This is a genomic window from Cetobacterium sp. 2G large (assembly GCF_014250655.1).
GTDB lineage: Bacteria > Fusobacteriota > Fusobacteriia > Fusobacteriales > Fusobacteriaceae > Cetobacterium_A > Cetobacterium_A somerae.
This window is the reverse complement of record NZ_JACHTH010000005.1, coordinates 165,719-191,320: the sequence shown is the minus strand read 5'-3', so window position 1 is coordinate 191,320 and position 25,602 is coordinate 165,719. Positions and strand designations below refer to the sequence as shown.

Sequence of the window (25,602 nt, the reverse complement as noted above, 5' to 3'; positions counted from 1 at the left end):
GGTGATTTTATGGTTGTCAGCGATAGAGAAAAGCTCGTTCTTAGTGCCATTATTGATTTTTATCTTCTTTCAGGAGAAACAATCGGTTCTAGAACTCTTGTTAAAAAATATAATATAGATCTATCCTCTGCAACAATAAGAAATGTAATGTCTGATTTAGAGGATATGGGATTTATCTCAAAAACTCATACTTCTTCAGGAAGAATACCCACGGATAAAGGCTATAAATTTTACTTAGAAGAACTTCTAAAAATTGAAAAACTTTCAAGAGAAGAACAAGCTCGAATAAATTCTGTTTATGATATTAAAATGAGAGAATTGGATTCTGTTTTGAAAAAAACTTCAATGCTTTTATCTAAATTAACTAACTATGTTGGAATTGTTATTGAACCTACACATAAAAAAGAAAAAATAAAAAAAGTTGAACTAGTTCATATTGATGATTATATGGCTATGGCTGTTATAGTTATGGAAAATAAAAGTGTTCGGACTAAAAAGATTTTCTTTGAAGAGGTGTGTAGTCAAAGTGAGCTCTTAAAGTTATCACAACGAATTAATAATGAAATAAGAAATAGTTCTGTTGAATCTCACGAAATCGAAAAAATTATTGATTTTGTTTATAGCGAAGTGGAGGGAAAACTTTTTTTAGAAAACTCCTCTGAAATATTTAAAGATAAACAAGTTAATGAGATTAGTGATGTTTTAGATATTTTTTCTAAAAGAGAAAAAATAAAAGAACTTTTCGAAGAGGCAATTAAGTCTAGACCTTTTAAAGAGGGTGAAGTTAATGTTATTTTTGGCGAAGAACTCGCTGTAAAAGGATTAGAAGATTATAGCTTTGTATATTCTGTTTATAATATGGATAACTCTCCAGGTATCATTGGTGTTATGGGACCTAAAAGAATGTCTTATTCAAAAACTATGGGCCTTATACAACATGTTACAAAAGAGGTTAACAAAGTTATAAAAGAAATAAGTAATGAAGGAGATAGTGATGGCAGATAAAGAAATAAAAGAAGAAATAGTTGAAGAAATAATTAATGATACAGAAAATAAAAATGAAAATATAGAGACTGTGTCTCAAGAAGATGAAATTAAAAAATTAAAAGGTGAAGTTGAAGATTGGAAAAACTCTTACTTAAGAAAACAAGCTGATTTCCAAAACTTCACTAAAAGAAAAGAGAAAGAATTTGATGATTTAAAAGCTTTTGCTTCTGAAAAAGTAGTAGTAAAAGTTTTAGATATAATCGATAATCTTGAAAGAGCTATCGCTGCTTCTTCTGAAACAAAAGATTTTGATTCCCTTGTAAAAGGTGTTGAATTGACACTTTCTCAAATGAAAAGTACTGTTGCTAGTGAAGGTGTTGAAGCTATAGAAACTGAAAAAGCTACATTTGATCCTCATTTACATATGGCTGTTTCCGTTGAAGACTCAGCAGATTATGCTAATGATGAAATTATAGCAGAGTTTCAAAAAGGTTATAAAATGAAGGGGAAAGTTATTAGACCCTCAATGGTTAAAGTTTGTAAAAAATAAAATTAAAAAATTCAGATATATTAGGAGGTTTTTTAAATGGCAAAAATTATAGGAATTGACTTAGGAACTACTAACTCATGTGTTGCAATAATGGAAGGGGGATCAACTACTGTAATCCCTAACGCTGAAGGAGCAAGAACAACTCCATCTGTTGTAAGTATCAAAGATAATGGTGAAATTATTGTTGGAGAGATTGCTAAAAGACAAGCTATCACAAATCCTACATCAACTATTCTTTCAATCAAAACACATATGGGAAGCGACTACAAAGTTGATATTCACGGAAAACAATATACACCACAAGAGATTTCAGCTATGATATTAAAAAAATTAAAATCTGATGCTGAAGCTTATTTAGGAGAGAAAGTTACTGAAGCGGTTATAACTGTTCCAGCTTACTTTACAGATGCTCAAAGACAAGCTACAAAAGATGCTGGTGTTATAGCTGGATTAGACGTTAAAAGAATTATAAATGAGCCTACTGCTGCTGCACTAGCTTACGGACTTGAAAAAGCTGGAAAAGAAGAGAAAGTTTTAGTATTTGACCTTGGAGGAGGAACATTTGACGTTTCTATCCTTGAGATTGCTGACGGAGTTATTGAAGTTATATCAACTTCAGGAAACAACCATTTAGGTGGAGATAACTTTGACGATGCTGTTATCAAATATTTAGTTGAAGAGTTTAAAAAAGAAAGTGGAATAGATTTAGCTAATGATAAAATGGCATATCAAAGACTTAAAGATGCTGCAGAAAAAGCTAAAAAAGAGTTATCTACATTAATGGAAGCTCATATTTCTCTACCATTCATAACAATGGATGCAACTGGACCAAAGCATTTAGATATTAAATTAACTAGAGCTAAGTTCAATGATTTAACTAGAGATTTAGTTGAGGCTACTCAAGTACCTACAAAAGATGCATTAAAAGCTGCAGGATTAAACCCTTCAGATATCGATGAAATCTTATTAGTTGGAGGTTCTACAAGAATTCCTGCTGTTCAAGAGTGGGTTGAATCTTACTTTGGTAAAAAACCTAACAAAGGTATAAATCCAGACGAGGTTGTTGCTGAAGGAGCTGCTATTCAAGGTGGAGTATTAATGGGAGATGTTAAAGATGTATTACTTCTTGACGTTACTCCATTATCTTTAGGAATTGAAACTTTAGGTGGAGTATTCACAAAAATTATCGAAAGAAACACTACAATTCCTGTTAAAAAATCACAAGTATTCTCAACTGCTGTTGATAACCAACCAGCTGTTACAATAAATGTATTACAAGGTGAAAGAGCAAAAGCTGCTGATAACCATAAATTAGGAGAATTCAACTTAGAAGGAATTCCTGCTGCTCCTAGAGGAGTACCTCAAATCGAAGTTACATTTGATATTGATGCTAACGGAATCGTTCACGTTTCTGCAAAAGATTTAGGAACTGGAAAAGAAAGTACTGTAACTATCTCTGGTTCAACTAACCTTTCTGCTGATGAAATTGAAAGAATGAAAAAAGATGCTGAAGCTAATGAAGCTGAAGATAAAAAATTCAAAGAGTTAGTTGAAACAAGAAATAAAGCTGATATGTTAATTGCTTCTACTGAGAAATCTGTAAAAGATTATGCTGAAAAAGTTACTGAAGATGAGAAAAAAGCTATTGAAGCTGCTATCGAAGAACTTAAATCAGTTAAAGATGGAGAAGATAAAGAGGCTATAGATGCTGCAATTGAAAAATTATCTCAAGCTGCTCACAAATTAGCTGAAGAAATCTACAAAGATGCTCAAGCTAAACAACAAGGTGGAGCTGCTCCAGAAAACAACGGAACTGATGACGTTGCTGACGCTGAGATAGTTGACTAATATTAGTAATTAATATATACTTTACTTAAGGGATAGAGATGACTCTATCCCTTATTTTAAGAAATGGAGGATTTTTGTAAATGGCTAAAAGAGACTTTTATGAAGTTTTAGGGGTTGCTAAGGGGGCATCTGATACTGAAATAAAAAAAGCATATAGAAAAGCTGCTATGAAGTATCACCCAGATAAATTTAGTGGTGCTAGTGATACTGAAAAAAAAGAGGCTGAGGATAAATTTAAAGAGGTTAACGAAGCATACCAAGTTCTTTCAGATGAAAATAAAAGAGCTCAATATGATAGATTTGGTCACGCTGCTTTTGAAAATGGTGGCGGTGCTGGTGCCGGAGGATTCGGTGGTTTCGGCGGTGGATTTGAAGATTTAGGAGATATTTTCGGATCATTTTTTGGTGGAAGTGGTGGTTTCGGTGGCTTTGGTGGTTTCGGTGGCTCTCGTCAAAGAGGTCCAGAACCTGGTGAAGATTTAAGATATAATCTTGAACTAACTTTAGAAGAAGCAGCAAAAGGTGTAGAGAAAACATTAAAATATAAAAGAACTGGAACTTGTGGAACTTGTCATGGTACTGGGGCTCAAGAGGGTTCTAAAATGAGTAAATGTTCTAAATGTAACGGTACTGGAACTATAAATGTTACTCAAAGAACTGTTTTTGGAAATTTCCAAACAACACAAGAATGTGATGCTTGTCACGGTAAAGGTGAAGTTCCTGAAAAAAAATGTAAAAAATGTCATGGTACTGGAATTGATACAGAAACTGTTGAAAAAACAATTAAAATTCCTGCTGGGATTGATGACGGGCAAAAACTTAGACTTTCTGGAATGGGTAATGCTAGTACAGAAGGTGGACCTAATGGTGACTTATATGTTTATATTTCTGTTAAACACCATCCATTCTTCGAAAGAAATGGTGAGGATATAATTTGTAATGTACCAATTACTTTTGCTCAGGCAGCTCTTGGAGGAGATATTGAAATTCCTACACTAAATGGTAAGAAAACAATCAAGATTCCTGCTGGAACTCAAAATGATAAAATGTTCAGATTAAAAGGAGAAGGTATTAAAAATCCTAGAAGTCCTTATACTGGTGATCAAATTGTTAGAATTAAAATTGAAGTTCCTGTTAATTTAAATGCTGATCAACAAGAACTTTTAAAGAAATTTGACGAAAGTCTAAAAGATAAGAACCATAAAGATAATAAAAACTTCTTTGATAAACTAAAAGATTTCTTCGCTTAAAAATTATTGAAAAGTATACCACCTTGTGGTATACTTGTCTTAGAAAAATTATATTATCTAAGGGGGCTATAAGATGAACGAATTATTTGCTAAATATGGTGGAATGATACTTACTTTTGCTATTTGGGCGGCTGTATTCTATTTTCTACTAATTTTACCAAACAAAAAAAAGCAAAAGAAACATCAAGAAATGTTAGACTCGTTAAAAGAGGGAGCTGAAGTTGTTACTAACGGTGGTATCAAAGGTACTATATCTAGTATCGGCCCTGAGTTCTTAACTATTAGAGTTGATAAAGGTGTTAACATCCAAGTGCTTAAGAATTCTATTTCAAGAGTTTTAAAATAAAAATATTTACAAAAGGATGGAATTGGTATACTTTTCCATCCTATTTTATTATTCTAAATCAATGGAGAAATTTATGAAAAAATACCTTATATTTTTTATTTTTTGTTTGTTTTCGTTAACTGTATTTGCTAATAGCACAATAAAAAGAGTTAGGCTTAATAATAATCCTCCACAATTAGTCTTTGATATTTCTAGTACTGTTAAACCTAAATATAATTCTAGTTATGATGAATATAATCGATTAATTTTTCTTGAAATTGAAAAAGTTAAAATGGGAACAAAACTAAATAGTTCAAGTCTTTCTGGTAAAAATATTGAAAAAATAGATATGATTGACTATGGTTCAAATGTTGGATTTTTTATAAAATTAAAAAAAGGATCAGGACATAGAGTTTACTCTTTATCTAATCCACATAGAATTGTTATTGATTTAAAAGCTACTAATTCCTCTAAGAAAGAGTTTACTGTAGCTATTGATGCAGGACATGGTGGAAAAGATCCAGGAGCAATTGGATTTAATAAATATAAAGAGAAAGATATAGCTTTAGCTGTAGCAAAAAAATTACAAACTAAGCTTTCTAAAGATTTTAATGTTATTATGACTAGAAGTAATGACACTTTCATTAGTCTTTCTGAAAGAAGTCGAATTGCTAATCGAGGAAAGGCAGATATTTTTGTAAGTTTACATTTAAATGCATCTAAAAATTCATCAGCTCAAGGAATGGAAATATTTTATTTTTCAAAAAAATCATCTCCTTATGCTGAAAAAATTGCATCTTATGAAAATAGCTTTGGTGAAAAATATGGAGAAAAAACAACTAGTATAGCACAAATTATGGGAGAACTTGCATATAACAAAAATATGGAAAAGTCTATAACTATTGCTAGACCATTGAATTCATCTCTCTCTAAAAGATTAGGCATGAGGGATAGAGGAATTTATGGAGCTAACTTTGCTGTTCTAAGAGGATTTAATGGCCCTGGTATCCTTGTTGAACTTGGATTTATAACAAATAAATCTGACGTAACTAAACTTTCTAGAGATGCAAACCAAAATGTTATGGCAGATGAACTAGCAAATAAAATTAGATCATTTTTCTATTAGGAGGTTTTATGTCACATAAATTAAAAATTTTTTTAGTCATTTTAATAACTCTTACTATTGCCACTGGAGTATATTCAAATAAAGTAAACAAAAAAAGTGAAACAGTAACAAATATATCTACTCCTACTTTAGAGAGTATTCAAAAGACAGAAATTACTACCCCAATTTTTTTTCCTAACTTAAAACAAGGAAAATTATCAAAAGAAGATATTATTTTAAATTCTAATCTATCTAATAAAGAGGATATTTTAAAAGATATTATATCTCAACTTTTAAAAAAATTAGAAGATAAAAATATCTTAAAAAAAGAAAATTTTAAATATGAAGTATACATAAAAAATAGAACTCTTTACTTAGATTTAGATTCTAAAATTTTATCTTCTGCAAAAACTCCACAGGAAGAATTGCTTTTAATTTATTCTTTTGTAAATAGTTTACTAACTCCTGGCGGAGCAGATAATGTAGTTTTACTTATTAATGGTTCGACTGCTGAAAAAGTCAATTTCATTAATATAAGTAAAAGCTATAAACTAAACAGTAATATATAAAATTTTGGGGAGTTTCTATTTTCAGAAACTCCTTTTTAAAAATTTGGAGGAATATTATGAATATAGATTTTTTTAAAAAGGAATTAAGCGATGTTCTTTCTAAAAAAAGATATGAACACTCTATAAGAGTTTTAGAAACATCTCTATCTTTAGGAAAAATTTATAATGCTGATTTAAATAAAATAGCATTAGCTTCTCTTTTACATGATTATGCTAAGGAATTTACAAGAGAAAAACTCCTTAAAATATCTAAAGAACATTTTAAAGATGAAACAAAAGATTACTTAACTAATGTTGAAATCTTGCATAGTTATGTAGCTTCTTATATCGCAAAAGAAAAATTTAAAATTGACGATGATGAAATTTTAAATGCTATAAAATTTCATACAACTGGTCGTAAAAATATGAGTTTAATCGAAAAGATAGTGTATATAGCTGATGCTATTGAACCTAAAAGAGACTATCCTCATGTAGAAAAAATTAGAGATTTAGCTCTAGTAGATTTAAACAAAGCCATTCTACTAGAAGTTAATAAAAAAATAGAGTATCTTATAAAAGGAGATTATATCATTCATGTAAACTCTATAGAGATGCGAAATTGGCTTTTAAAAATAAGCTAATAGGAGGAATTTATGAAAACAAATACAAAATTAGATAAACAACTTGATAAATTAAAAAATATATTAAAAAATAGTAAAGCTTTAACTCTTGATGAAATAACTAAAGCTATGGGATGGTCTCCAAAATTTAAAAAAGAAAATAGAGAAATTCTTGAAATTTGGATTAATTCTGGAGAGATTATGAAAAATAAAAGAAATAAATACAATATCCCTGAAAATTTAGGTTTTATTAAAGGAAAATTTTCAAATATTAAAGGGAAATTTGGTTTTGTCGATACTGATACTGAGGGATACTTTATCCCTAGAAGTAAATTTGGAACAGCTTTAGATGGAGACACTGTTTTAATAAATGTTACAACACCTGAAGGCAAAGGAAAGCAAGAGGGAGAAATTGTTGAAGTTCTTGTAAGAGAAAAAAATACAATTATAGGAATCTTTGAAAAGAAAGAAAACTTTGGTTTTGTAAGACCAACACAATCTTTTGGTAGAGATATATATATTCCTAAAAACTTTTTCAATAAAGCCAAAGATGGTGAGTTAGTTGTTGTTGATGTAACTTTTTGGGGAAGCGATGAAAAAAAGCCTGAAGGGAAAATTCTTGAATCAATTGGTAACCCTTTCGATACAGATAATATGATTAAGGCTTTAATTCTTAGAGAAGGTTTATCAGAAGAATTTCCAGATGATGTCATTGCAGAAGCTCGTCAAATCCCAACTGTAATATCTGAGGATGAAATAAAGAAAAGAAAAGATTTAAGACACCTTCCAATAATAACAATTGATGGTGACGATGCCAAAGACTTAGATGATGCTGTTTATGTGGAAAAATTAGATAACGGATACTATAAACTTATCGTAGCTATTGCCGATGTTTCCCACTATATTCCAACTGGATCTAAATTAGATAAAGAAGCTGAAAAAAGAGGAAACTCTGTTTATCTAGTTGATAGAGTTTTACCTATGTTCCCTAAAGAAATTTCAAATGGAATATGCTCTTTAAATCCACATGAAGACAAACTTACATTCTCTGTTGAACTTCTTATTGATTCTCATGGAAGAGCTATTGATGTTCAAACATATAAATCAGTTATTAAAACTGCTCACAGAATGACTTATGGAAATGTTAATAAAATTATTGCTAAGGATCCTGAAACTACTGAGAAATATAGTGATATCGTAGATATGCTATTTACTATGTTAGAGCTTTCTAAGATTATAAGAGCTATCAAATACAACAGAGGTTCTATTGATTTTGATCTTCCTGAAGTTAAAGTTGTTTTAGACGAAAATAAAAAAGTTAAATACTTAAAAAATATTGAAAGAGGTGAATCAGAAAGAATCATCGAAGATTTTATGATTATGGCTAATGAAGCCGTTGCAGAAAAACTTTTCTGGTTAGAAATACCTTCTGTTTATAGAGTTCATGAAACTCCTGACCCAGAAAGAGTAAAAACTTTAAGCGAAACTCTTTCTAGATTTGGATATAGACTTCACTCTTTTGAAGATATTCATCCAAAAAAATTCCAATCAATTATTGAAGACTCTGAAGCTAGAGGTATTAATATGATTGTACATAAAATGATTTTAATGTCTCTTAAACAAGCTAGATACGGTGTTGAAAACTTAGGACACTTTGGTCTATCATCTAATTATTATACACATTTTACATCTCCTATTAGAAGATATGCTGATTTACTTATACATAGAATTTTAAATATTGCTATACATGGTTATCCAACTAAAAAGCAATTTGGAACTCTTATAAACTACTTACCAGAAGTTACACAACATATTTCTCAAACAGAAAGAAAAGCTATGAAGGTAGAAGATGAAAGTGTTAAAATTAAAATAGTTGAATATATGCTTGATAAAATTGGAGATGAATTTAAAGCTACTATAGTTGGATTTAACAATAAAAAAATATTCTTTGAAACAGAGGAACATGTAGAATGTTTCTGGGATGTAACTACAGCTAAAAACTTCTATGAATTTGATGAAAATAATTATGTTATGAAAGATTTAGATGCAAACAGAGAGTTTCATTTAGGAGATAAAATGGATATCCTAATAGTTAGATCTGATTTACAAATGCTTGAAATAGAAGTTGTTCCAACTGAATTTTGTCACGAATACACAGGGAGAAGAAAAGAGGGGAGATTTTAATGATATTAGCTAATAATAAAAAAGCTTTTTTTGACTACTTTATTGAAGATAGGTTTGAGGCTGGAATTGAACTAGTTGGTAGTGAGGTTAAATCTATAAAAGCTGGTAAAACTAGCATTAAAGAGTCTTTTATTAGAATAATAAACAATGAAATTTTTATCATGGGTATGACTGTTGTTCCATGGTCTTTTGGTAGTGTTTATAATCCTGATGAAAGAAGAGTTAGAAAACTTCTTCTACATAAAGGAGAGATTAAAAAATTACACGAAAAAGTTATGCAAAAAGGTTATACAATTGTACCTTTGAATATTCACTTATCTAAAGGCTTTGTCAAAGTAGAAATTGCTTTAGCTAGAGGTAAGAAAAATTATGATAAACGTGACTCTTTAGCAAAAAAAGATCAACAAAGAAATATTGAGAGAGAAGTAAAAGAAAGATATTAATAAAAAAAGCAGATAATGGGTCTAATTAAATATTTGTGTAAACCTTCAAGTTGGGGTAATATTAAATTATCTAACTTGGAGGTTTTTTTATGAGAAGAAATATGTCTGAAGAAGAAAAGCAAAAAAGAATTAAAGTGAGAGAATTTTTGAAACAAAATCCTATCTCTAGTCCTGATGATCTTAATACTTTTTTTAAAGATATGATGAAGGTTATGATAGAAGAGTTTTATCAAGGAGAGCTAGAAGAGGAGTTAGGATATACTAAGTATGACTATCGAAATAAAGATTCTAACAACTCAAGAAATGGCTATAGCTCTAAGAAACTTAAAAGTAGCGCTGGTGAAATTGAGGTTAATGTTCCCCGTGATAGAAATGGCGAATACGAACCTCAAGTTGTCAAAAAACATCAAAATACAATTGGGCAAGACTTAGAAGCTAAAATAATTTCTATGTATGCTAAAGGAATGACAACTAGTGATATTGAGTCACATATCGAAGAAATCTATGGTTATCAAGTTTCGGATAGTTCTATTACTAGAATTACTGATAAGATCCTTCCTCTTGTTAAAGAATGGCAAACTCGTCCCTTAGAGGCAGTTTATCCAATTGTTTTTATGGATGCTATCCACTATCATGTAAGAAGTGAAGGACAAATTGTAAAAAAAGCTGTATACATAGCTATTGGAATTAGTTCATCTGGAGAGAAAGATGTTATTGGAATGTGGGTTGGAGAAAATGAATCTGCTAAGTTTTGGCTTAGTAAACTGAATGAACTTAAATCAAGAGGAGTTGAAGATATATTAATTGCTTGTGTTGATGGACTTATAGGGTTTGCCAATGCTATAGAAGCTGTCTATCCTCAAACTCAAATTCAGCAATGCATAATTCATCAGATAAGAAGTTCTACACAATTTGTATCATATAAAGATATAAAGGCTTTAATCGCTGATCTAAAGCTAGTGTATAAAGCGACTACAGAAGAGAGCGCGCTATTAAACTTAGAGTTATTCGACGAAAAATGGGGTAAAAAATATCCAAAGATTGCAATATCTTGGAAAAATAACTGGTCTAGATTATCAACATATTTTAAATATCCTCAAGAAATAAGAACCTTAATTTATACTACAAATACAATCGAAGGATACAATAGGCAGCTAAGAAAAGTCACAAAAAACAAGTCAGTTTTCCCAACAGATGATAGTTTACTAAAGATGCTTTACTTAGCAACACAAGACATTACTAAAAAATGGACAAGCCGTCAAAGAGATTGGGGGCAAATGATTTCACAATTTCAAATATATTTTGAAGGAAGAATTTAAAATTAAGCGTATGAATTTATAAAATTAATAAAGTGGAAAATTCGTCCACTTTGTTAAAGTTACACTAAAATATGTAAAAATGGATATTTAAAAAGGGATGACTTTAAAAAAAATCATCCCTAAAAAATATAAAATATTACTCTAATTTTTTAGAATTTACACAAAATTTGAAGAAGACTCCAGATAATTTATCTGCTTTTTTTGTTTTATTAAAATTTATAAATCAATCCTAATCCAAAGGCATCTACATGCTTACTATATCTAATATTTTTAATATTTTTATCATTTATATAATCTACATATGAGTATGTTGCCATTAATTCAAGTTGTGAGCTATATTTGTATTTAACTCCTGCTGAATACATATTTGCATCTAAAACATAATCAGTATCTGTATATGTTTTTTCATTAGCTCCTGTATCTGTATACTGGTAACCTGTCATTAAAGTCCACTTTTCATTTAATTGATAATCTAAACCAACTGCTACCTCATATCCATTATCATAATGATCAAAGTTTCCTAAGTCATCGCTTGCTTCTTTTATGAAATAATAGTTTCCAGAAGCTAAAAGTGTCAATTTATCTGTTGCTCTATAAGATGCTCCAATCGCTGCCATTGCAGGTAAGTTTCTTTTTCCACTTCCCTCTGACATCCATTGCTTAATTGAAGGATCTTTTATAATAGTATTATAAAATGCATTTCCTATAAGATTACTTCCTGTTGAATTTACAAATCCTTTTTTTAAATTATGTTCTTTATTATCAAAATCAAGAACCGTTTCAGTTTCGTATCTCATTCCTAAATTAAATCTATCATTTGGATGATAGTTTAATCCAAATATTCCAGCCACTCCAAAAGCTGTTCTTTCTGAATCTATATCAAATTTGGCTTTTCCAGATCCTAATTTTCCTCCCAAATTATTATATTCAAAATTTCCTTCACCTTTAAATTTTCTTTCAGCATCAATTAATCTAATCCCAACTGCTCCACTCCAAGTTTCACTAAATTTTCTAGCTATTCCACCTTGAAAAGCTACATAATATGATTTTCCATGGATTGTAGATCCGCCTACATATTTTGCTCCAATCACTTCAAACATTGGATTGCTAGTTATTATTTGTGGAAAAGTTGCTATTCCTCCACTATATGCTACACTTCCTCCACCTGCTATCGCTCCAGCGTGAAAGAAAAATGCTGTATCTCCTTTTTTCTTTACAATTTGTAAGCTTGGAACTACTGGTGATGGTTTATCACTTTTAAATTTATAATCTCCATGTTCCATACTATATTCTTTCAAATGTGTTTGATTATTTACTTGTATATAAGTTCCATCTTCTAGCCATACCGTTCCAGCTGGATTATAATATGCTCCAGACACTCCAATTTTTCCAACCATAGCTGGATGTGCTAAATACTCTGCATCCTGTTGTGAAAGATAGTCTATGCTTCCCCCCATAGCATTAGCTGATAAAACTATCCCTAATAACATTAATTGTTGCTTAAACTTCATTATCCCTCTCCTTTGTCATTTCTAAAGCTTTTTCTATCAATACATTTCCCATTTCAATAACTTCTTTTTTAAAAGTTTCAAACTCTATATCAATATAGAACCCTGTACATATTAAAGTTGCGTATCCATGAGAAAAATACCATCCTTTTTTTATAACCCATTCTATTATATCTTCTGGAAATTGATTATACTCTCTATTATTATTAAATCCACTATATATTAAATTTCTAAAATCATCCATAATCTGATCCATAAATTCTCTAGGTAAGCCTTCTCTTAAAAAAATTGTTCTAAATAATGCTTTTTCTTCTTTTGCAAAAAGACATATTCCTATCCCTATATTTAAAATTGATAAATCAGTATAGTCACGTTTTGTATATTCAAAAAGTTTTGTTTTAGCTTTTTTAGCTAATTCATTTTTTAGTTCATCCATTGATTTAAAAGCTGAATATATAGCTATTGTAGATACGCCCAGCTTTTTTGCTATATTTCTCGCTGTTACATCTTTTAAGCTCTCATTGTTTAAAATTTCAAATGCACTATTCAAAATTTCCTCTCTAGTAAAATTAGGTTTTCTTCCCATTTTTTCTCCTATATGTTATGTTATTTTTTAAACATGTTTTATATTATATCTCACTATACATATAAATTCAAGATTTTTATTATATATCACTGTTATGAAATCACCATTTTTTTACACAACAGTGTTATGAAATTTGTTGTGTAAATAGAAAAAGAGGCTATTAAATAGCCTCTTTCTATGAGAAAATTATTAAAAATAAGTTATTATTAAGCTTTTATAACTTTATCATTTGACTCCATAAAAGTTAAATACTCTTCCTTAGTCATAACTGGTTTAAAGTTATCTAAAATTTCTTTTGCTTTTTTTCCTTGAGCAAATAATAAGTCAACAACTGTTAATGCTAAAGCTTTTGCTGGCATTAATATTGCAATTTCATCATCTACAGTTTTGAAATCTCTTGTATGAAGAGCTCCATTTATTCCACCAAACATTGGATGAAGAGTAGGCATTATATGAGATACATCTCCAAAATCAAAAGATCCTGTAAAATCTCCACCTTTAATCATATCATCTTTTAACCCTAAATACTCTAAGTTTCCTTCTAAAACATCTTCCATAGAATCATGTTTTAAAATTGGTAAATATCCTGGAATCTCAGTTATTTCTATTTCAGCACCAACTGCATAAGCACCTGCTGTTAAACCTCTATTTACTTTTTTATTAGCATCAATCATACCTTCAATTGTTCTAGCTCTTACATAAGCTTCCATTCTTACATCAGCTGGAACTGAATTTACAATATCTCCACCTTTTGTTATAATCGGATGGAACCTTACTCTATCACTATCTTTAAATGTCTCTCTTTGAGCATGTACGTTATTTATTCCTAACATTGCTGCATTTAAAGCATTTATCCCTTCGTGTGGTGCTGAACCAGCATGAGCTTCTTTTCCTATAAATTTAACAGTTTTTCCTATAAATCCATTACTTACAGGTCCCGTTAAAACTTTTTTATCACCTAAATCTAAAGCATGGAACATAACTGCCATATCAACATCATCAAATGTTCCGTTGTATATCATCTCTTGTTTTCCACCAAAATACTTTATTTTTCCATCAGCTCTTAACTGAGTTCTATATCCTAATTCAACAAACTCTTCTGCTGGAGTAGCCATAAAATCTACTTTTCCTCCAAGCTCACTTAATATTCCTGATTTTACTAATCCTGTAGCTGCTCCTAACATACCTGCAATTTGTATATGATGTCCACAAGCATGAACTGCTCCTAATTCATTTGAATCTAAATGGTCACTACATGATATTGCATCTAATTCACCTAATATTGCAACTTTAGGTCCTTCTGCATTTTCATTTGCTCTTGCTCTACAACCTGTGTATGCAATTCCCTCTTCTACATCTAGTCCTAATTCATTTTTAAAGTAGTTTGAAACAATTTCAGTTCCTTTAAACTCTTTATACCCAAATTCAGGATTATCATACATAGCTTGTCCTGCTTTTAATATTAACTCTCTATTTTCATCAATAGTTTTTATTACTCTCTCTTTAATTTCATTTATATTCATAGTTCTCTCCTTGAATCTATTTAAGTATTAATTAAATTGCTCCTTGTAATCTCAATACCCCTTGAGCTATTAAAGCACATGCAAAGAAAATTGTTGTAAATACAACTAATGCTATTATTACTATTTTCCAAGACATTGCCTTTAGTTGTTCAATTTTATCTCCTACAGAAATTCCTGCAAAAGCAAGTAACGGTGTACACAATGGCATAAATTCAACTGTTCCTATCTCTGGTGCAAAGAATTTAGATATTGATAATGCTGGTATGCTTACTATCATTCCAACTATAGTTGACAATGCATATGCAGGTAATGGAAATTTTGGAAAAGCATCCTTAACAGCAAAGCATCCCAATGCTAAAACAATTATTAAAAACATTCCTGGAATAGCTCCTATAAATTGTTTTTGTAATCCAATAGCTTGTCCTGCTAAAACCATAACTCCTGTCATTGACATTAATATAAAATATAATACATATTTTTTCATATCTAAACTACGCATTTTGCTTCACTTCCTTTTTTGAAAACTTTGGAGATAATTTCTTATAATACCACTCTGTAAATGGTAGTGATATAAATACAAGAATATTTACTCCTGTCAATCCTGATAACATATTACTTGTTGATGCATAAGCAAAAACTTGATCTGCATATTGAGGTCCTACAACTTCTGCTAAAGATGAAGCCGCTGCTGTCATCATACTTCCACTTCCAACTCCACATGCCATTCCTAATGCTAACGGGTGAATCCCTGTGTATATAGCTAATGATCCTAATACTCCAAAATAGATTGTTCCTACAATTGTTCCAGCTAAATAAACTCCAAGTACTCCACTTCCTTCTAAAGATGAAATACCATATTTTTCTCCAATTACTCCTAGAGAAGCTTCTCTACTTATACTTGATCCAGCTCCTATAGCCTCTCTTGTTAATCCTAACTTAAGCGCTAAAGGAACAGCCACTACTGGTGCTAGCACGTGCCCAAATTCCTGTGCTAAAAATGCTGGACCAGCTTGAATAATTTTATCTAGATTAGGTCCTACAAATGTTCCTAATTTTATTCCAAGCATTAAAAGAATTAACATAACCATGTCACTGGCTATTTTCATCTCTTTTTCTCCAATAATCTCTCTTAATTTCTGAATTTTTTTTCCTAATAAATCTGGTGTTAATATCATTCCAATAACTACAGCAAATAACATCGGGAATAATGCTACTTTTCCCAATTGAATTTTTCCAACTTTTTCACAAGCTAGCGAAATAATTGTTACAACTAAAAATACATTAATTGTGTTTTTGTTCATAGTGCTCACTCTTCCTTAATATAATTTTTTACATACGCCCACTTGTCTCAAATAGGACTTTAATTTACATTAAAAATAATACTATTTTTTTACTATTATGTCAAGGTTTTTTTCGAATTTTTTATTTCTTTTCAAATTGTATTGTTCTATTTAAGAACTGTTAAGTAAGATTATACAAAAAATATAAAAAGAGATGAAATTTATTCATCTCTTTTTATTAAAAATTAAATCTTACAACTCTTCTTGGTCGACCTGCACTTGTACAAACTTCATACTCTATTATCTCTGCATAGCCACTTGTTATAATTGGTTTAATTATTCTATTTACACTTCTTTCAGTTATTTCTAAAATTTCTGAAAGTTCCTTACTCGTAAATTCTTTTTTACCAAAAGTTTCATGTAATGCTCTTATTTTAGATAGATACTTTGGTGTTATTCCAATTTTTTTTGCTTCTTTTTCAAAATTTTCACTTATTTTAGTTGAATAATCAAACCTAGTTTTTTTATACAGAGGACCTCTTATTTTATTATCTGAAAAAAGAAAAATCTCTCCTTTGTCATTTACTAAACTTATATTCAATGCTTTTCTTGCATTTATTGTAGCACCTTGAATATTTTCTGCATATCCAATTCCCACTGCTACTTTAGCACCTAACATATATATTTCATTTACTAATTTTAAAAAATTAACTTCATTTTCTTTAGTTTCTAGAATTTTTTGAGTTGTGAAAAATATATATTCATCTTCTGAAAGCTCTTGATAATTACCATGTATATTTTTAGAATACTTTAAAAATATATCATTTAAATTTGCTTTAAACGCAGCTCTATCATTTTCAAGTTCATCTTTCTTATGTTTTTTAATAATCTTTACAATTTTTATTCCAATTCTATTTTTAAAATTTTCATTAATTTTTATATCTTTCAAAAGTGCTTTCATTTGATTACTAATCTCATTTTTTGTTGACTGTAATCTATATACAGGCTTTTTCTTACTTTTAAAATAATCATAAACATATCCAAAAGCTGTCAATATACAGTGAACTTCACCTTTAGATAGATTTTTAATATGTTCATCTAAGAAATCCAATTCAGTTTTATCCTCTTCATATTCTTGAACATCAACTCTATCTAATGTTATTCCAAATTCATCAAGAGTATCTAATAAAACGTCTTTTTCAACTATATCAAAACCTACTTTTAAGTTATTTATGTTTGGATAATTTTCTCTTACTTCCCATAGAGCTTTTAAGATACTTCCTGCTTCTCTATTTGAATAAACCATTGGTACATTTAACCCCAATTTGCTCACTATTTCTGAATGAACACCTATTCCTGTAGAAAATACTCCATCTACTCTCCCCTTTAAATCTTTTAAATTTTCTACAGAATCCCTCAATTGTTTTATTTCATAAGGTAAAAATCTTATGTGAGAATATTGTGGTTCTAGAGTTTTTAAAATTTTTTTTACTGAGTCTGGATAACCAATAATAGCAATTTTCATTCTCTACTCTCCCTAAATAAATTTTTTTATTTTCCACAACATTTTTTATATTTTTTTCCAGACCCACAAGTACATGGATCATTTCTTCCAATCTTTTCATCTTTTACGATAGTTCCTTGAAGTGGTAGCCATCCATAATATAGCCATTCATTATTAAGCTTTACAAACTTACTTTTTTCATGGTGAACTACCTCTTGTCCATTCTCTTTATAAAAAGCCTTAAATTCAACGATTCCTTCTAAATCATCTTCAGTTCCAGCTTCAGTTGATACTATCTCCAACCCTAACCATTCCGAATTTAATGCCCACTTTCTTGTTTCTTCAATGTCCATATCCCCTTTTGTTTCTGGGTGATGAGTTTCTACTATAAACTCTATATTTCCATTTTCAAAGGCACTATATCTTGCTTTCATTAATTCTTCAGCAGTTTTAAAATTATTTATCATCTTCTTTAAACTCCTCTAGTTTTTTTAAATTCTCTAACTCTTTTTCCATCTTTTTAACTTTTTTATAAATCTCATTTATCCTGAACTCTAAAGAGTTTAAAATCCAAAATTGAAAATGACTAGCCCTTTGTGATTCATAAAACATCCATATCAATTTTATTACACCAAATAAAATAGCAACTTGAACTGCTAATGTTGGAGTTATTCTATTAAAAACACCACCTAAGATTAATAGTGCAGCTATTATTATTATTAAAAGTGTATTTATAATTTTGTTTTGTTTGCTGTTTGATCCACCTATTTGACCTACAATATTTCTAATTCTTTCTTTTTCTTTCTGAAATTCCTGTAACTCTTCTCTTAATTGCTCTTCCCCTCTCAAATCTAGCCCTCCTTTATTTATACTCCCCAATCTCTAGGATATCTAAACTCTCTTCCTATAGTTCTTGTAGATATCTTTGCTATTAAAGGAAGTTTTCTTTTATATTGAGACATCTTAATTTTCCAAATAACTTTATTTACAATATCTTCTGGATAACCTTTTTTTATAATCTCATCTTTTTTTTCTCTTTCATCTATTAAAGAAAATAAAATCTCATCTGCTAGCTTGTAAGAAAACCCTAATTCACTCTCGTCAGTTTGACCTTCCCATAAGTCAGCACTGGGTTTTTTATCTATTAATGGTTGTGGTACTCCCATATGTTTTGATAATTCCCACACTTGAGTTTTATACAAGTCTCCTATAGCATTAATAGCCGATGCAGCATCTCCAAATTGTGTACTGTATCCTAATAACATCTCTGTTTTATTAGATGTTCCTAAAACCAATGCTTTCTCTTTGGCAGAATAATCAAATAAAATACACATTCTTTCTCTTGCCATTCTATTCCCTTTTCTTAATCCATCCATATCTGGATTCATTTGAAAATATGGTTCTACCATTGGAGTTATCTCTATTAATTTTGATCTTATCCCTAAATCCTCTACAACTAGCTTAGCATGATCAACACTTTCTTTACTTGAAGTTTTATAAGGCATAAGTATACCTAAAACATTTTCTGGTCCAAAAGCTTTTGCAGCTAAATATGCTACTAATGCTGAATCTATTCCTCCTGAAAGTCCTAAAACAACTTTAGAAAATCCAACTTTATTAGCTTCTTCTTTTAAGAAATTAACTAATATATCTTCAACCAAATTCAAATCTAAATCTAATCTGCAACTCATCTTTTTCTCCTACTTATATAAGTTTTTAATCTCTTCAGCGATATCCATATCCAAGCCAAACTTACCTAATTTACAAGCTCTATAATCTCTTAAAAGTGTATACGTTGCTTGCTGAACATTTAAATGTCCACCCTTTTGTAACATATTCATTCTAAGAGCTATCGATTCTATTATTGCACCACTAACTTGATCAAAATCTTCATCTAAAAGTTTATATTTTTCCTTTAAAACATCTTTTTTTCCCATTTTTAACATTTTTTCTATTAATACACAAGCAACTTCATCTATTGGAAGTATTTCATCTCTAATTGCACCTGTTATTGCTAAATTATAACCTACTTCTTGATTTTCAAATTTTGGCCATAAAATTCCAGGAGTATCTAACAATTCTAATCCCTCTTTAATTCTGATCCATTGCTTTCCTCTTGTAAATCCAGGCTTATTTCCTACTCCAGCACTATTTTTCCCTACTATTCTATTGATTAATCTCGACTTTCCAACGTTTGGTATTCCAGCTACCATTAATCTCGTATTAACTTTTCTTAATCCTTTTTTTAATAATCTTTCTTTTTTTTCTTTAGAAACTTTTTCTATAATTGTGTAAAGAGTTTTCATATTAAAACCAGTTTCTGCTGATAGCTCTAATACCTCATCTGCAAAATTATTTTCCTTAAAAAACTTTTTCCAGAAATTAATCTCTTCTTTTGTAACTAAATCTGATTTATTTATTACAATTACTCTTTTTTTATTTTTTGCAAAACCAGCTATATCAGGATTTTTACTTGATAAAGGAATTCTTGCATCTACAACTTCAAGAACAATATCTATCAAAGGCATATTTTCCTTAATTAAATCTTTCGTTTTTTTCATATGCCCTGGATACCAGTTAATTTTTGTCATTGACATTATCTCTCACCTCTATTTTTCATTACCCTTTATTAAAAGAACTATCTCTCCTTTTACAGGATTTTTTGAAAGTTTCTCTATTAATTCAGTGGTTGTTCCTCTTAATATTTCTTCATAAATTTTTGTTATTTCTCTTACTATTACTACTTCTCTTATTCCAATAAAAGTTTCTATATCTCTTAATGTCTTTTCAATTCTATGAGGCGATTCAAATATAACAATTGTTCTTTCCTCGTTTGCTAAAGATTTTAAAAGAGTTTGTCTTCCCTTTTTTTTAGGTAAAAATCCCTCAAAACAAAATCTTCTAGTTGATATTCCTGCAACTGAAGCTGCTGCCGTCATTGCACTCGGTCCAGGAATTGGTATAACCTTTATCCCTCTTTTTAAAGCTTCATCAACCACTTCAAATCCAGGATCTGATATACAAGGAGTTCCAGCATCTGTTACTAGTGCAATTTTATTTCCATTTTCTAGCATATTTGCTATATTGGAAACCTGATGCATTTTTGTGTGTTCATCATATCTATAAACTATTTTTTCTATTCCTAAATGATTTAATAACTTTTTTGTTACTCTTGTATCTTCTGCAAAAACAAAATCTACCTCTTCAAAAGTTTTTATAGCTCTTAAAGTTATATCATCTAAATTTCCTATAGGTGTTGCTACTATATAAAGCATTTTCTACCTCATTTCTTCCTATTTTTTCTCCAAAAGTTTATTCATCTCTTCAACTGCTTTATCTAGTTGAATATCTCCTTTTGAAATTATTTTTTTAGCTTCCTCTTCTCCCTTAACCTCTTTTATAATCTCGTTTCTATTCTCTTTTGTTTCATCTTCATTTATATTTGTAACGAAACCATTAAAGAATAGGAAATCATCTTTTTCTTCTACTAAGATATCAGGCTCTATTCCTTTTCCGTGAATAGATACTCCACTAGGAGTATAGTATTTAGCTATTGTTAATTTTATTCCATCTCCATCTGGTAAAGGTAATAATGTTTGAACACTTCCCTTTCCAAATGATTTTTCTCCTATTAAAATACCTCTTTTATAATCTTTTATTGCTCCTGAAACAATTTCAGAAGCTGAGGCACTTCCTTCATTTATTAAAACTATTAAAGGAAAATCACCAAAATATTTCCCTTCTCTATATGCAATCTCTTCATCTCCTGTTTTTCCCTTTGTACTAACTATTTTTCCCTCTGGAATAAACATAGAAGATATTTTTACTGCTTGTCCTAAAGATCCTCCTGGATTACTTCTTAAATCAAGAATAATACCTTTAGCACCTTTTTTGATTAATCCTTCTAAATCTTTACGTACATCTTTATATACGTCTTCACCAAATTGTGTTAATCTTAAATAACCAATATCTTTTCCAATCATTTTACTTTTTACATACTTCAATTGAATAATTGATCTTTTTAATTCAACATCTTTAGTTTCTTTTGCCTCTTCTCTATAAACTGTAAGTTTTACTGAAGTTCCTGGTTCTCCTTTTAACTTTTTAACACTTTGTTCACTTGTTAATTTATAAGTACTTTCACCATCTATTGCTATAATTTTATCTTTAGCTCTTATTCCAGCTAAATATGCTGGTGTATCTTCTATTGGTGAAACTACAATTAAAGGTTCATCTGCTTTTTTCTGAATAACCATTCCTACACCTGCATATTTTCCTTCAATATCCTCTTTAAAACTTTCTAATTCCTCTTTTGTAAAATAATTTGAATGAGGATCATCTAAAGACTCCATCATTCCCTTTAATGCTCCTTGCATAAGAGTTGTATTAGTTGGATCTTTTTCAGTTCCTACATGATTTTCTTTTATGATATTCATAATATCAGAAAGCTCTTTTAATTCCTTTATATTTGCAATAAATCCATTATCTACAGAATATGATGGAACTGTATTCACAATCATAATTCCAGATAAAAGTAGTGCTACTCCAGTATTTCTTAACAGTTTTATCATATGGCTCCTCCCAAGTTCTTTCCTAGCTTTACAACTGATTCTATGTTGATATGCGACTCTTCATCTCCTATTTCAAATATAGAAATATATTCAACATTTCCTTTTGTACCTGTTATTGGTGAAAAATCTAGTGCCTTTAATCTAAGACCAGATTTTTTAGCTTCTTCTATAACCATTTCTATTGCCATTATGTGCTTCTTACTATCTTTTACTATTCCACCTTTTTCAATATTTTCTTTTCCTACTTCAAATTGTGGTTTTATTAATGCCATAAGTTTTGTATCATCTTTAAAAAATTTAACTAAATGCTCTATTACTTTTGTAATAGATATAAATGATACATCCATAACAATATAATCTACTTTTTCATTACCTAAATCAGCCAATGTTAAATCTTTAATATGAGTATTTTCTAATGATTTTACTTTATCATTAGTTCTTAATTTCCAATCTAATTGATTTGTTCCTACGTCAACTGCATATACAAAAGACGCTCCATTTTGTAATGAACAATCTGTAAATCCACCTGTTGAAGATCCTACATCAAGTACTCTTTTTCCTTGTAAATCTAAGTTAAAAACATTTATAGCTTTTTCAAGTTTTAAGCCACCACGACTTACATACTTACAAGCATCACCCTTAACTCTTATTATAGGTTCCTCATCTATTTTTATAGATGTTCCAGGTTTATCTATTTTTTTTTCATTTATTATAACTAACCCAGCCATAATTGCTCTTTTTGCTTTTTCTCTAGTTTCATAAAATCCTTTTTCAACTAGTAGAACATCTACTCTTTCTTTCATTAATTTCCTTCCTTTTCAAAAATCTTATCATCCTCTAAATAATTTAGTAGTGGATTTTCTAAAATAAGATTTTCAAATCCTAATCTATCAACAGCTTTTATTAACTTCTCAGTTTCTCTAACTCTTTTTGTAAAAAAGTCATCTCCTATAGGGATTTTCTTTTTACTTTTGTAGTAACCTAATAGCTGTTTTGTATTTTTAAGTCTAAGTTCATGTTTTGCTCTTTTTAAACGATCCTTTATAACTCCAGTAGTACAATTAAATTTTTTAGCTACCTCATCTAAGTTAACACCTTCACTCATAAGTTTTAAAATTTTATCAGCACCAATTGGATTTATTCTATGATACTTTGCTGAATACATATCAGCTCTGTGAACTATGTGAGCTTCTTTTGTATTAGGTTGAATTTTTCCCCATTTACCATGATGTGATATTACAATATGAGTTATATTTTTCTTTATTTTATCTACAATTTTTAAATTTAAAACCTCTTCTATTTCTGATAAAACTCTTTCAGCTTCTTTGATAATATATTCAGGTTTCTTTATCATCATTTGAGAATGAGAAAGTTTTTCGTCAGCTTTTCTTATACTACCCTTACTTAAATCATGAATTATTACTCCAACTACTATTGAGAAAAAATCTACTTTCTCTCTTGCTTCTTTTAAATCTCTATAATCTCTTCTGATTTCTTCAAAAGATATTTTTAGTACATCATACGTATGAGTTGTTACTTTAACACCTTGATCATCATGATGATCTAAATCTAAAACCATTTCATGGTTTAATAGAAGTTTTATAAACTTCAGTGCATTACTATTTTTCGCCATTAATGCTACCCTCAATTCTCTCTATTAGTTTTTTACCTCTTAGACCATAATCCTCTAACAGTACATTTCTTGACCCATGAGGTATTGCCACGCTATCTAAAGCTATTATATTTATATTAATTTTCATTTTTTTCTCATTTAAAAATCTCACTACTTCATTACCGAATCCACCTCTTTCATAACCATCTTCAAATGTGAATATATTTTCATATTTTGAAAATTCATTAAGAATGAAGTTTTCATCTAAAGGTCTTATAGATGAACAATTTACTATCGTTCCATCTAATCCTTTTCTTAAAAGTTCTGCTTCTATATCAACTATCTCTTTTAACATTGCACCGGTTACTAAATAAAGATTTTTCTTTCCTTTTCTAACTTCTTTCCATATACCCAATTCAAATTTATTTTTTAAAGTACCTTCTAATTCAAATGCCTTTCCTCTTGGAAACCTAATAGCTAGAGGCCCATCTTTAAAATCCTTTGAAAATTCAAGCATCTCTTCTAATTCTGTTCCTGTTGTTGGAGCAAGTACTCTATAGTTAGGCATACTTAAAAACATATTTATGTCGTGTATACCTTGATGTGTTTTCCCATCTTCTCCAACTATTCCAGCTCTATCTACTATAAACCTAACTGGTAAATTTTGTAATCCTACATCGTGTATTAATTGATCTAAAGCTCTTTGGAAAAATGTTGAGTATATTGCTACATAAGGTTTTTTATTTGATATTGCTAGTCCTGCTGAAAATGTTACTCCATGTCCTTCAGCTATACCTACATCTATGCATCTATCTTCAAATCTATTTTGAAAATCACCTAATCCTGTTCCTTTTACCATTGCTGCTGAAATAGCATATATACTTTTATCACTCTCTGCTAATTCAACTAATTTTGATCCAAAAATATTAGAATATGTTCGTCCTCCTGATTCAACCTCACCAGTTTCTGGATTAAATGGAGATATCCCATGAAATTTCTCTTTATTTTCCTCTGCCAATTGATAGCCCTTTCCTTTTTCTGTTTTTACATGTATAAAAACAGGTCCTTCCATCTCTTTAGCTACAGTTAAAGTTTTTATTAATTCCTCTAAATTATGGCCATCTATTACGCCTAAAAATTGATATCCTAAAACTTCTGATATGCTTGAAGGTAAAAAAAACTGTTTTACAGAGTGCTCTATTCTTTCTAATACACTTTTGACTTGATTTCCAACTTTTCCTTTACTTATGACACTTCTTACATCTTTTCTTATGTTCATGTATGCATTACTAATCATTAGTTTTCCAAAAAATTTAGATAATGAACCTACATTTTTTCCTATAGACATTTCATTATCATTCAATATAACTATTAAATTTTTAAGATTTTCTCCAATATTATTTAACGCTTCTAAAGAATGACCATTCGCTATTGATGCATCACCTATAACTACAATAACTTTATCTTCGGGATTTGCTTTAGCTATTCCTGCTCCTGCAGAAAGAGCACTCCCAGCATGTCCTGCTATGAAAAAATCAAAATTACTTTCTTTTGGATCTGAAAAAGGTCCTATTCCACCTTTTGTTCGTAATGTTTTAAATTTATCTTTTCTTCCTGTTAATAATTTATAAACATATGATTGATGTCCAACATCAAATAATAGTTTATCTTTTGGTAAGTCAAAAACTTCAACTATTGACTGAGTTAATTCAACTACCCCTAAATTTGGTGCTAAATGCCCACCGTTTTTACTTGTAATCTCTACAAGAGTATCTCTAATTTCCTGGCTTTCCTTTTGTAACTTATTAATATATTCCTTATCTACCCTCATCTTTTTCC

General features: G+C 29.7%; 26 protein-coding genes. 11 read left to right on the top strand and 15 right to left on the bottom strand.

What is annotated here, in order from left to right; genetic code table 11:
* Positions 1-9: 9 nt before the first annotated feature.
* The 11 genes from hrcA to H5J23_RS03630 all read left to right on the top strand — a co-directional run bounded on the left by hrcA (position 10) and on the right by H5J23_RS03630 (position 11,179).
* A complete protein-coding gene (hrcA, locus tag H5J23_RS03680) occupies positions 10-1,005 on the top strand; it encodes a heat-inducible transcriptional repressor HrcA (protein ID WP_185891003.1) in 996 nt (331 codons plus the stop codon).
* Positions 995-1,537 (top strand): nucleotide exchange factor GrpE, encoded by a 543-nt coding sequence (gene grpE, locus H5J23_RS03675; protein ID WP_023050254.1) that lies wholly within the window; start codon positions 995-997, stop codon positions 1,535-1,537. Before hrcA ends, grpE begins: the two co-directional genes overlap by 11 nt.
* Positions 1,538-1,573: 36 nt before the next feature.
* Positions 1,574-3,385, top strand: coding sequence for a molecular chaperone DnaK (gene dnaK, locus H5J23_RS03670; RefSeq protein ID WP_023050255.1), 1,812 nt, complete (start codon positions 1,574-1,576; stop codon positions 3,383-3,385).
* 80 nt (positions 3,386-3,465) lie between these two features.
* Complete coding sequence (gene dnaJ, locus H5J23_RS03665) at positions 3,466-4,635, top strand: molecular chaperone DnaJ (protein ID WP_023050256.1); 1,170 nt, start codon at positions 3,466-3,468, stop codon at positions 4,633-4,635.
* Between the two features lie 73 nt (positions 4,636-4,708).
* The gene (yajC, locus tag H5J23_RS03660) at positions 4,709-4,981 is read left to right on the top strand and encodes a preprotein translocase subunit YajC (protein ID WP_023050257.1); all 273 of its coding nucleotides are present in this window, start codon (positions 4,709-4,711) and stop codon (positions 4,979-4,981) included.
* Between the two features lie 73 nt (positions 4,982-5,054).
* A complete protein-coding gene (locus H5J23_RS03655; RefSeq protein ID WP_040406857.1) occupies positions 5,055-6,086 on the top strand; it encodes an N-acetylmuramoyl-L-alanine amidase in 1,032 nt (343 codons plus the stop codon).
* An 8-nt stretch (positions 6,087-6,094) separates the two neighbouring features.
* Positions 6,095-6,634 (top strand): GerMN domain-containing protein, encoded by a 540-nt coding sequence (locus H5J23_RS03650; protein WP_023050259.1) that lies wholly within the window; start codon positions 6,095-6,097, stop codon positions 6,632-6,634.
* A 56-nt stretch (positions 6,635-6,690) separates the two neighbouring features.
* Entirely contained in the window at positions 6,691-7,254 is a 564-nt protein-coding gene (gene yqeK / locus H5J23_RS03645; RefSeq protein ID WP_023050260.1) for a bis(5'-nucleosyl)-tetraphosphatase (symmetrical) YqeK, read from the top strand.
* A gap of 12 nt (positions 7,255-7,266) precedes the next feature.
* Positions 7,267-9,417 carry a ribonuclease R gene (rnr, locus tag H5J23_RS03640; RefSeq protein WP_185891001.1) on the top strand — a complete coding sequence of 717 codons (2,151 nt, stop codon included), beginning with the start codon at positions 7,267-7,269 and terminating at the stop codon, positions 9,415-9,417.
* A complete protein-coding gene (smpB, locus tag H5J23_RS03635; protein WP_023050262.1) occupies positions 9,417-9,860 on the top strand; it encodes an SsrA-binding protein SmpB in 444 nt (147 codons plus the stop codon). The genes rnr and smpB overlap by 1 nt, the downstream gene beginning before the upstream one ends.
* A gap of 101 nt (positions 9,861-9,961) precedes the next feature.
* Positions 9,962-11,179, top strand: coding sequence for an IS256 family transposase (locus tag H5J23_RS03630; protein ID WP_221892802.1), 1,218 nt, complete (start codon positions 9,962-9,964; stop codon positions 11,177-11,179).
* Between the two features lie 209 nt (positions 11,180-11,388).
* On the opposite strand, the gene H5J23_RS03625 is transcribed toward H5J23_RS03630, so the two are convergent.
* From H5J23_RS03625 to dxs, 15 genes are all read right to left on the bottom strand, one after another.
* Complete coding sequence (locus H5J23_RS03625) at positions 11,389-12,690, bottom strand: OmpP1/FadL family transporter (RefSeq protein WP_023050263.1); 1,302 nt, start codon at positions 12,688-12,690, stop codon at positions 11,389-11,391.
* Positions 12,680-13,273 (bottom strand): TetR/AcrR family transcriptional regulator, encoded by a 594-nt coding sequence (locus H5J23_RS03620; RefSeq protein WP_023050264.1) that lies wholly within the window; start codon positions 13,271-13,273, stop codon positions 12,680-12,682. The genes H5J23_RS03625 and H5J23_RS03620 overlap by 11 nt, the downstream gene beginning before the upstream one ends.
* A 206-nt stretch (positions 13,274-13,479) precedes the next feature.
* Entirely contained in the window at positions 13,480-14,796 is a 1,317-nt protein-coding gene (locus H5J23_RS03615) for an amidohydrolase (RefSeq protein ID WP_185890999.1), read from the bottom strand.
* A 31-nt stretch (positions 14,797-14,827) separates the two neighbouring features.
* Positions 14,828-15,295 carry a hypothetical protein gene (locus H5J23_RS03610; protein WP_023050266.1) on the bottom strand — a complete coding sequence of 156 codons (468 nt, stop codon included), beginning with the start codon at positions 15,293-15,295 and terminating at the stop codon, positions 14,828-14,830.
* Positions 15,288-16,097 carry a DUF3100 domain-containing protein gene (locus H5J23_RS03605; protein ID WP_023050267.1) on the bottom strand — a complete coding sequence of 270 codons (810 nt, stop codon included), beginning with the start codon at positions 16,095-16,097 and terminating at the stop codon, positions 15,288-15,290. Before H5J23_RS03605 ends, H5J23_RS03610 begins: the two co-directional genes overlap by 8 nt.
* A 217-nt stretch (positions 16,098-16,314) precedes the next feature.
* Positions 16,315-17,601, bottom strand: coding sequence for a hypothetical protein (locus tag H5J23_RS03600; RefSeq protein WP_185890997.1), 1,287 nt, complete (start codon positions 17,599-17,601; stop codon positions 16,315-16,317).
* A 26-nt stretch (positions 17,602-17,627) separates the two neighbouring features.
* Positions 17,628-18,047 carry a YchJ family protein gene (locus H5J23_RS03595; protein ID WP_023050269.1) on the bottom strand — a complete coding sequence of 140 codons (420 nt, stop codon included), beginning with the start codon at positions 18,045-18,047 and terminating at the stop codon, positions 17,628-17,630.
* Positions 18,037-18,429, bottom strand: coding sequence for a hypothetical protein (locus tag H5J23_RS03590; RefSeq protein WP_040406860.1), 393 nt, complete (start codon positions 18,427-18,429; stop codon positions 18,037-18,039). The genes H5J23_RS03595 and H5J23_RS03590 overlap by 11 nt, the downstream gene beginning before the upstream one ends.
* A 17-nt stretch (positions 18,430-18,446) precedes the next feature.
* On the bottom strand, positions 18,447-19,271 hold the full coding sequence (locus H5J23_RS03585; RefSeq protein WP_023050271.1) for an NAD+ synthase: 825 nt from the start codon (positions 19,269-19,271) through the stop codon (positions 18,447-18,449).
* Between the two features lie 9 nt (positions 19,272-19,280).
* Complete coding sequence (gene ylqF / locus H5J23_RS03580) at positions 19,281-20,177, bottom strand: ribosome biogenesis GTPase YlqF (protein ID WP_023050272.1); 897 nt, start codon at positions 20,175-20,177, stop codon at positions 19,281-19,283.
* Between the two features lie 12 nt (positions 20,178-20,189).
* Entirely contained in the window at positions 20,190-20,855 is a 666-nt protein-coding gene (rsmI, locus tag H5J23_RS03575; protein WP_023050273.1) for a 16S rRNA (cytidine(1402)-2'-O)-methyltransferase, read from the bottom strand.
* An 18-nt stretch (positions 20,856-20,873) separates the two neighbouring features.
* Positions 20,874-22,151 (bottom strand): S41 family peptidase, encoded by a 1,278-nt coding sequence (locus H5J23_RS03570; RefSeq protein WP_023050274.1) that lies wholly within the window; start codon positions 22,149-22,151, stop codon positions 20,874-20,876.
* Entirely contained in the window at positions 22,148-22,954 is an 807-nt protein-coding gene (locus H5J23_RS03565) for a TlyA family RNA methyltransferase (protein ID WP_023050275.1), read from the bottom strand. Before H5J23_RS03565 ends, H5J23_RS03570 begins: the two co-directional genes overlap by 4 nt.
* Entirely contained in the window at positions 22,954-23,784 is an 831-nt protein-coding gene (locus tag H5J23_RS03560) for an HD domain-containing protein (RefSeq protein ID WP_023050276.1), read from the bottom strand. The genes H5J23_RS03565 and H5J23_RS03560 overlap by 1 nt, the downstream gene beginning before the upstream one ends.
* Positions 23,771-25,594 carry a 1-deoxy-D-xylulose-5-phosphate synthase gene (gene dxs, locus H5J23_RS03555; RefSeq protein WP_023050277.1) on the bottom strand — a complete coding sequence of 608 codons (1,824 nt, stop codon included), beginning with the start codon at positions 25,592-25,594 and terminating at the stop codon, positions 23,771-23,773. The genes H5J23_RS03560 and dxs overlap by 14 nt, the downstream gene beginning before the upstream one ends.
* Between the last annotated feature and the right edge of the window lie 8 nt (positions 25,595-25,602).

Bases quoted from the DNA above. Each gene is read 5' to 3' on its own strand.
- grpE (WP_023050254.1), top strand. From the start codon at position 995: ATGGCAGATAAAGAAATAAAAGAAGAAATAGTTGAAGAAATAATTAAT.
- ylqF (WP_023050272.1), bottom strand. From the start codon at position 20,177: ATGTCAATGACAAAAATTAACTGGTATCCAGGGCATATGAAAAAAACG.
- dxs (WP_023050277.1), bottom strand. From the start codon at position 25,594: ATGAGGGTAGATAAGGAATATATTAATAAGTTACAAAAGGAAAGCCAG.
- H5J23_RS03620 (WP_023050264.1), bottom strand. From the start codon at position 13,273: ATGGGAAGAAAACCTAATTTTACTAGAGAGGAAATTTTGAATAGTGCA.
- yqeK (WP_023050260.1), top strand. From the start codon at position 6,691: ATGAATATAGATTTTTTTAAAAAGGAATTAAGCGATGTTCTTTCTAAA.
- dnaK (WP_023050255.1), top strand. From the start codon at position 1,574: ATGGCAAAAATTATAGGAATTGACTTAGGAACTACTAACTCATGTGTT.
- dnaJ (WP_023050256.1), top strand. From the start codon at position 3,466: ATGGCTAAAAGAGACTTTTATGAAGTTTTAGGGGTTGCTAAGGGGGCA.
- hrcA (WP_185891003.1), top strand. From the start codon at position 10: ATGGTTGTCAGCGATAGAGAAAAGCTCGTTCTTAGTGCCATTATTGAT.
- smpB (WP_023050262.1), top strand. From the start codon at position 9,417: ATGATATTAGCTAATAATAAAAAAGCTTTTTTTGACTACTTTATTGAA.
- H5J23_RS03655 (WP_040406857.1), top strand. From the start codon at position 5,055: ATGAAAAAATACCTTATATTTTTTATTTTTTGTTTGTTTTCGTTAACT.
- H5J23_RS03610 (WP_023050266.1), bottom strand. From the start codon at position 15,295: ATGCGTAGTTTAGATATGAAAAAATATGTATTATATTTTATATTAATG.
- H5J23_RS03585 (WP_023050271.1), bottom strand. From the start codon at position 19,271: ATGAGTTGCAGATTAGATTTAGATTTGAATTTGGTTGAAGATATATTA.
- H5J23_RS03605 (WP_023050267.1), bottom strand. From the start codon at position 16,097: ATGAACAAAAACACAATTAATGTATTTTTAGTTGTAACAATTATTTCG.
- H5J23_RS03650 (WP_023050259.1), top strand. From the start codon at position 6,095: ATGTCACATAAATTAAAAATTTTTTTAGTCATTTTAATAACTCTTACT.
- rsmI (WP_023050273.1), bottom strand. From the start codon at position 20,855: ATGCTTTATATAGTAGCAACACCTATAGGAAATTTAGATGATATAACT.
- H5J23_RS03595 (WP_023050269.1), bottom strand. From the start codon at position 18,047: ATGATAAATAATTTTAAAACTGCTGAAGAATTAATGAAAGCAAGATAT.
- H5J23_RS03630 (WP_221892802.1), top strand. From the start codon at position 9,962: ATGTCTGAAGAAGAAAAGCAAAAAAGAATTAAAGTGAGAGAATTTTTG.
- H5J23_RS03565 (WP_023050275.1), bottom strand. From the start codon at position 22,954: ATGAAAGAAAGAGTAGATGTTCTACTAGTTGAAAAAGGATTTTATGAA.
- H5J23_RS03615 (WP_185890999.1), bottom strand. From the start codon at position 14,796: ATGAATATAAATGAAATTAAAGAGAGAGTAATAAAAACTATTGATGAA.
- rnr (WP_185891001.1), top strand. From the start codon at position 7,267: ATGAAAACAAATACAAAATTAGATAAACAACTTGATAAATTAAAAAAT.
- H5J23_RS03600 (WP_185890997.1), bottom strand. From the start codon at position 17,601: ATGAAAATTGCTATTATTGGTTATCCAGACTCAGTAAAAAAAATTTTA.
- H5J23_RS03560 (WP_023050276.1), bottom strand. From the start codon at position 23,784: ATGGCGAAAAATAGTAATGCACTGAAGTTTATAAAACTTCTATTAAAC.
- H5J23_RS03625 (WP_023050263.1), bottom strand. From the start codon at position 12,690: ATGAAGTTTAAGCAACAATTAATGTTATTAGGGATAGTTTTATCAGCT.
- H5J23_RS03570 (WP_023050274.1), bottom strand. From the start codon at position 22,151: ATGATAAAACTGTTAAGAAATACTGGAGTAGCACTACTTTTATCTGGA.
- yajC (WP_023050257.1), top strand. From the start codon at position 4,709: ATGAACGAATTATTTGCTAAATATGGTGGAATGATACTTACTTTTGCT.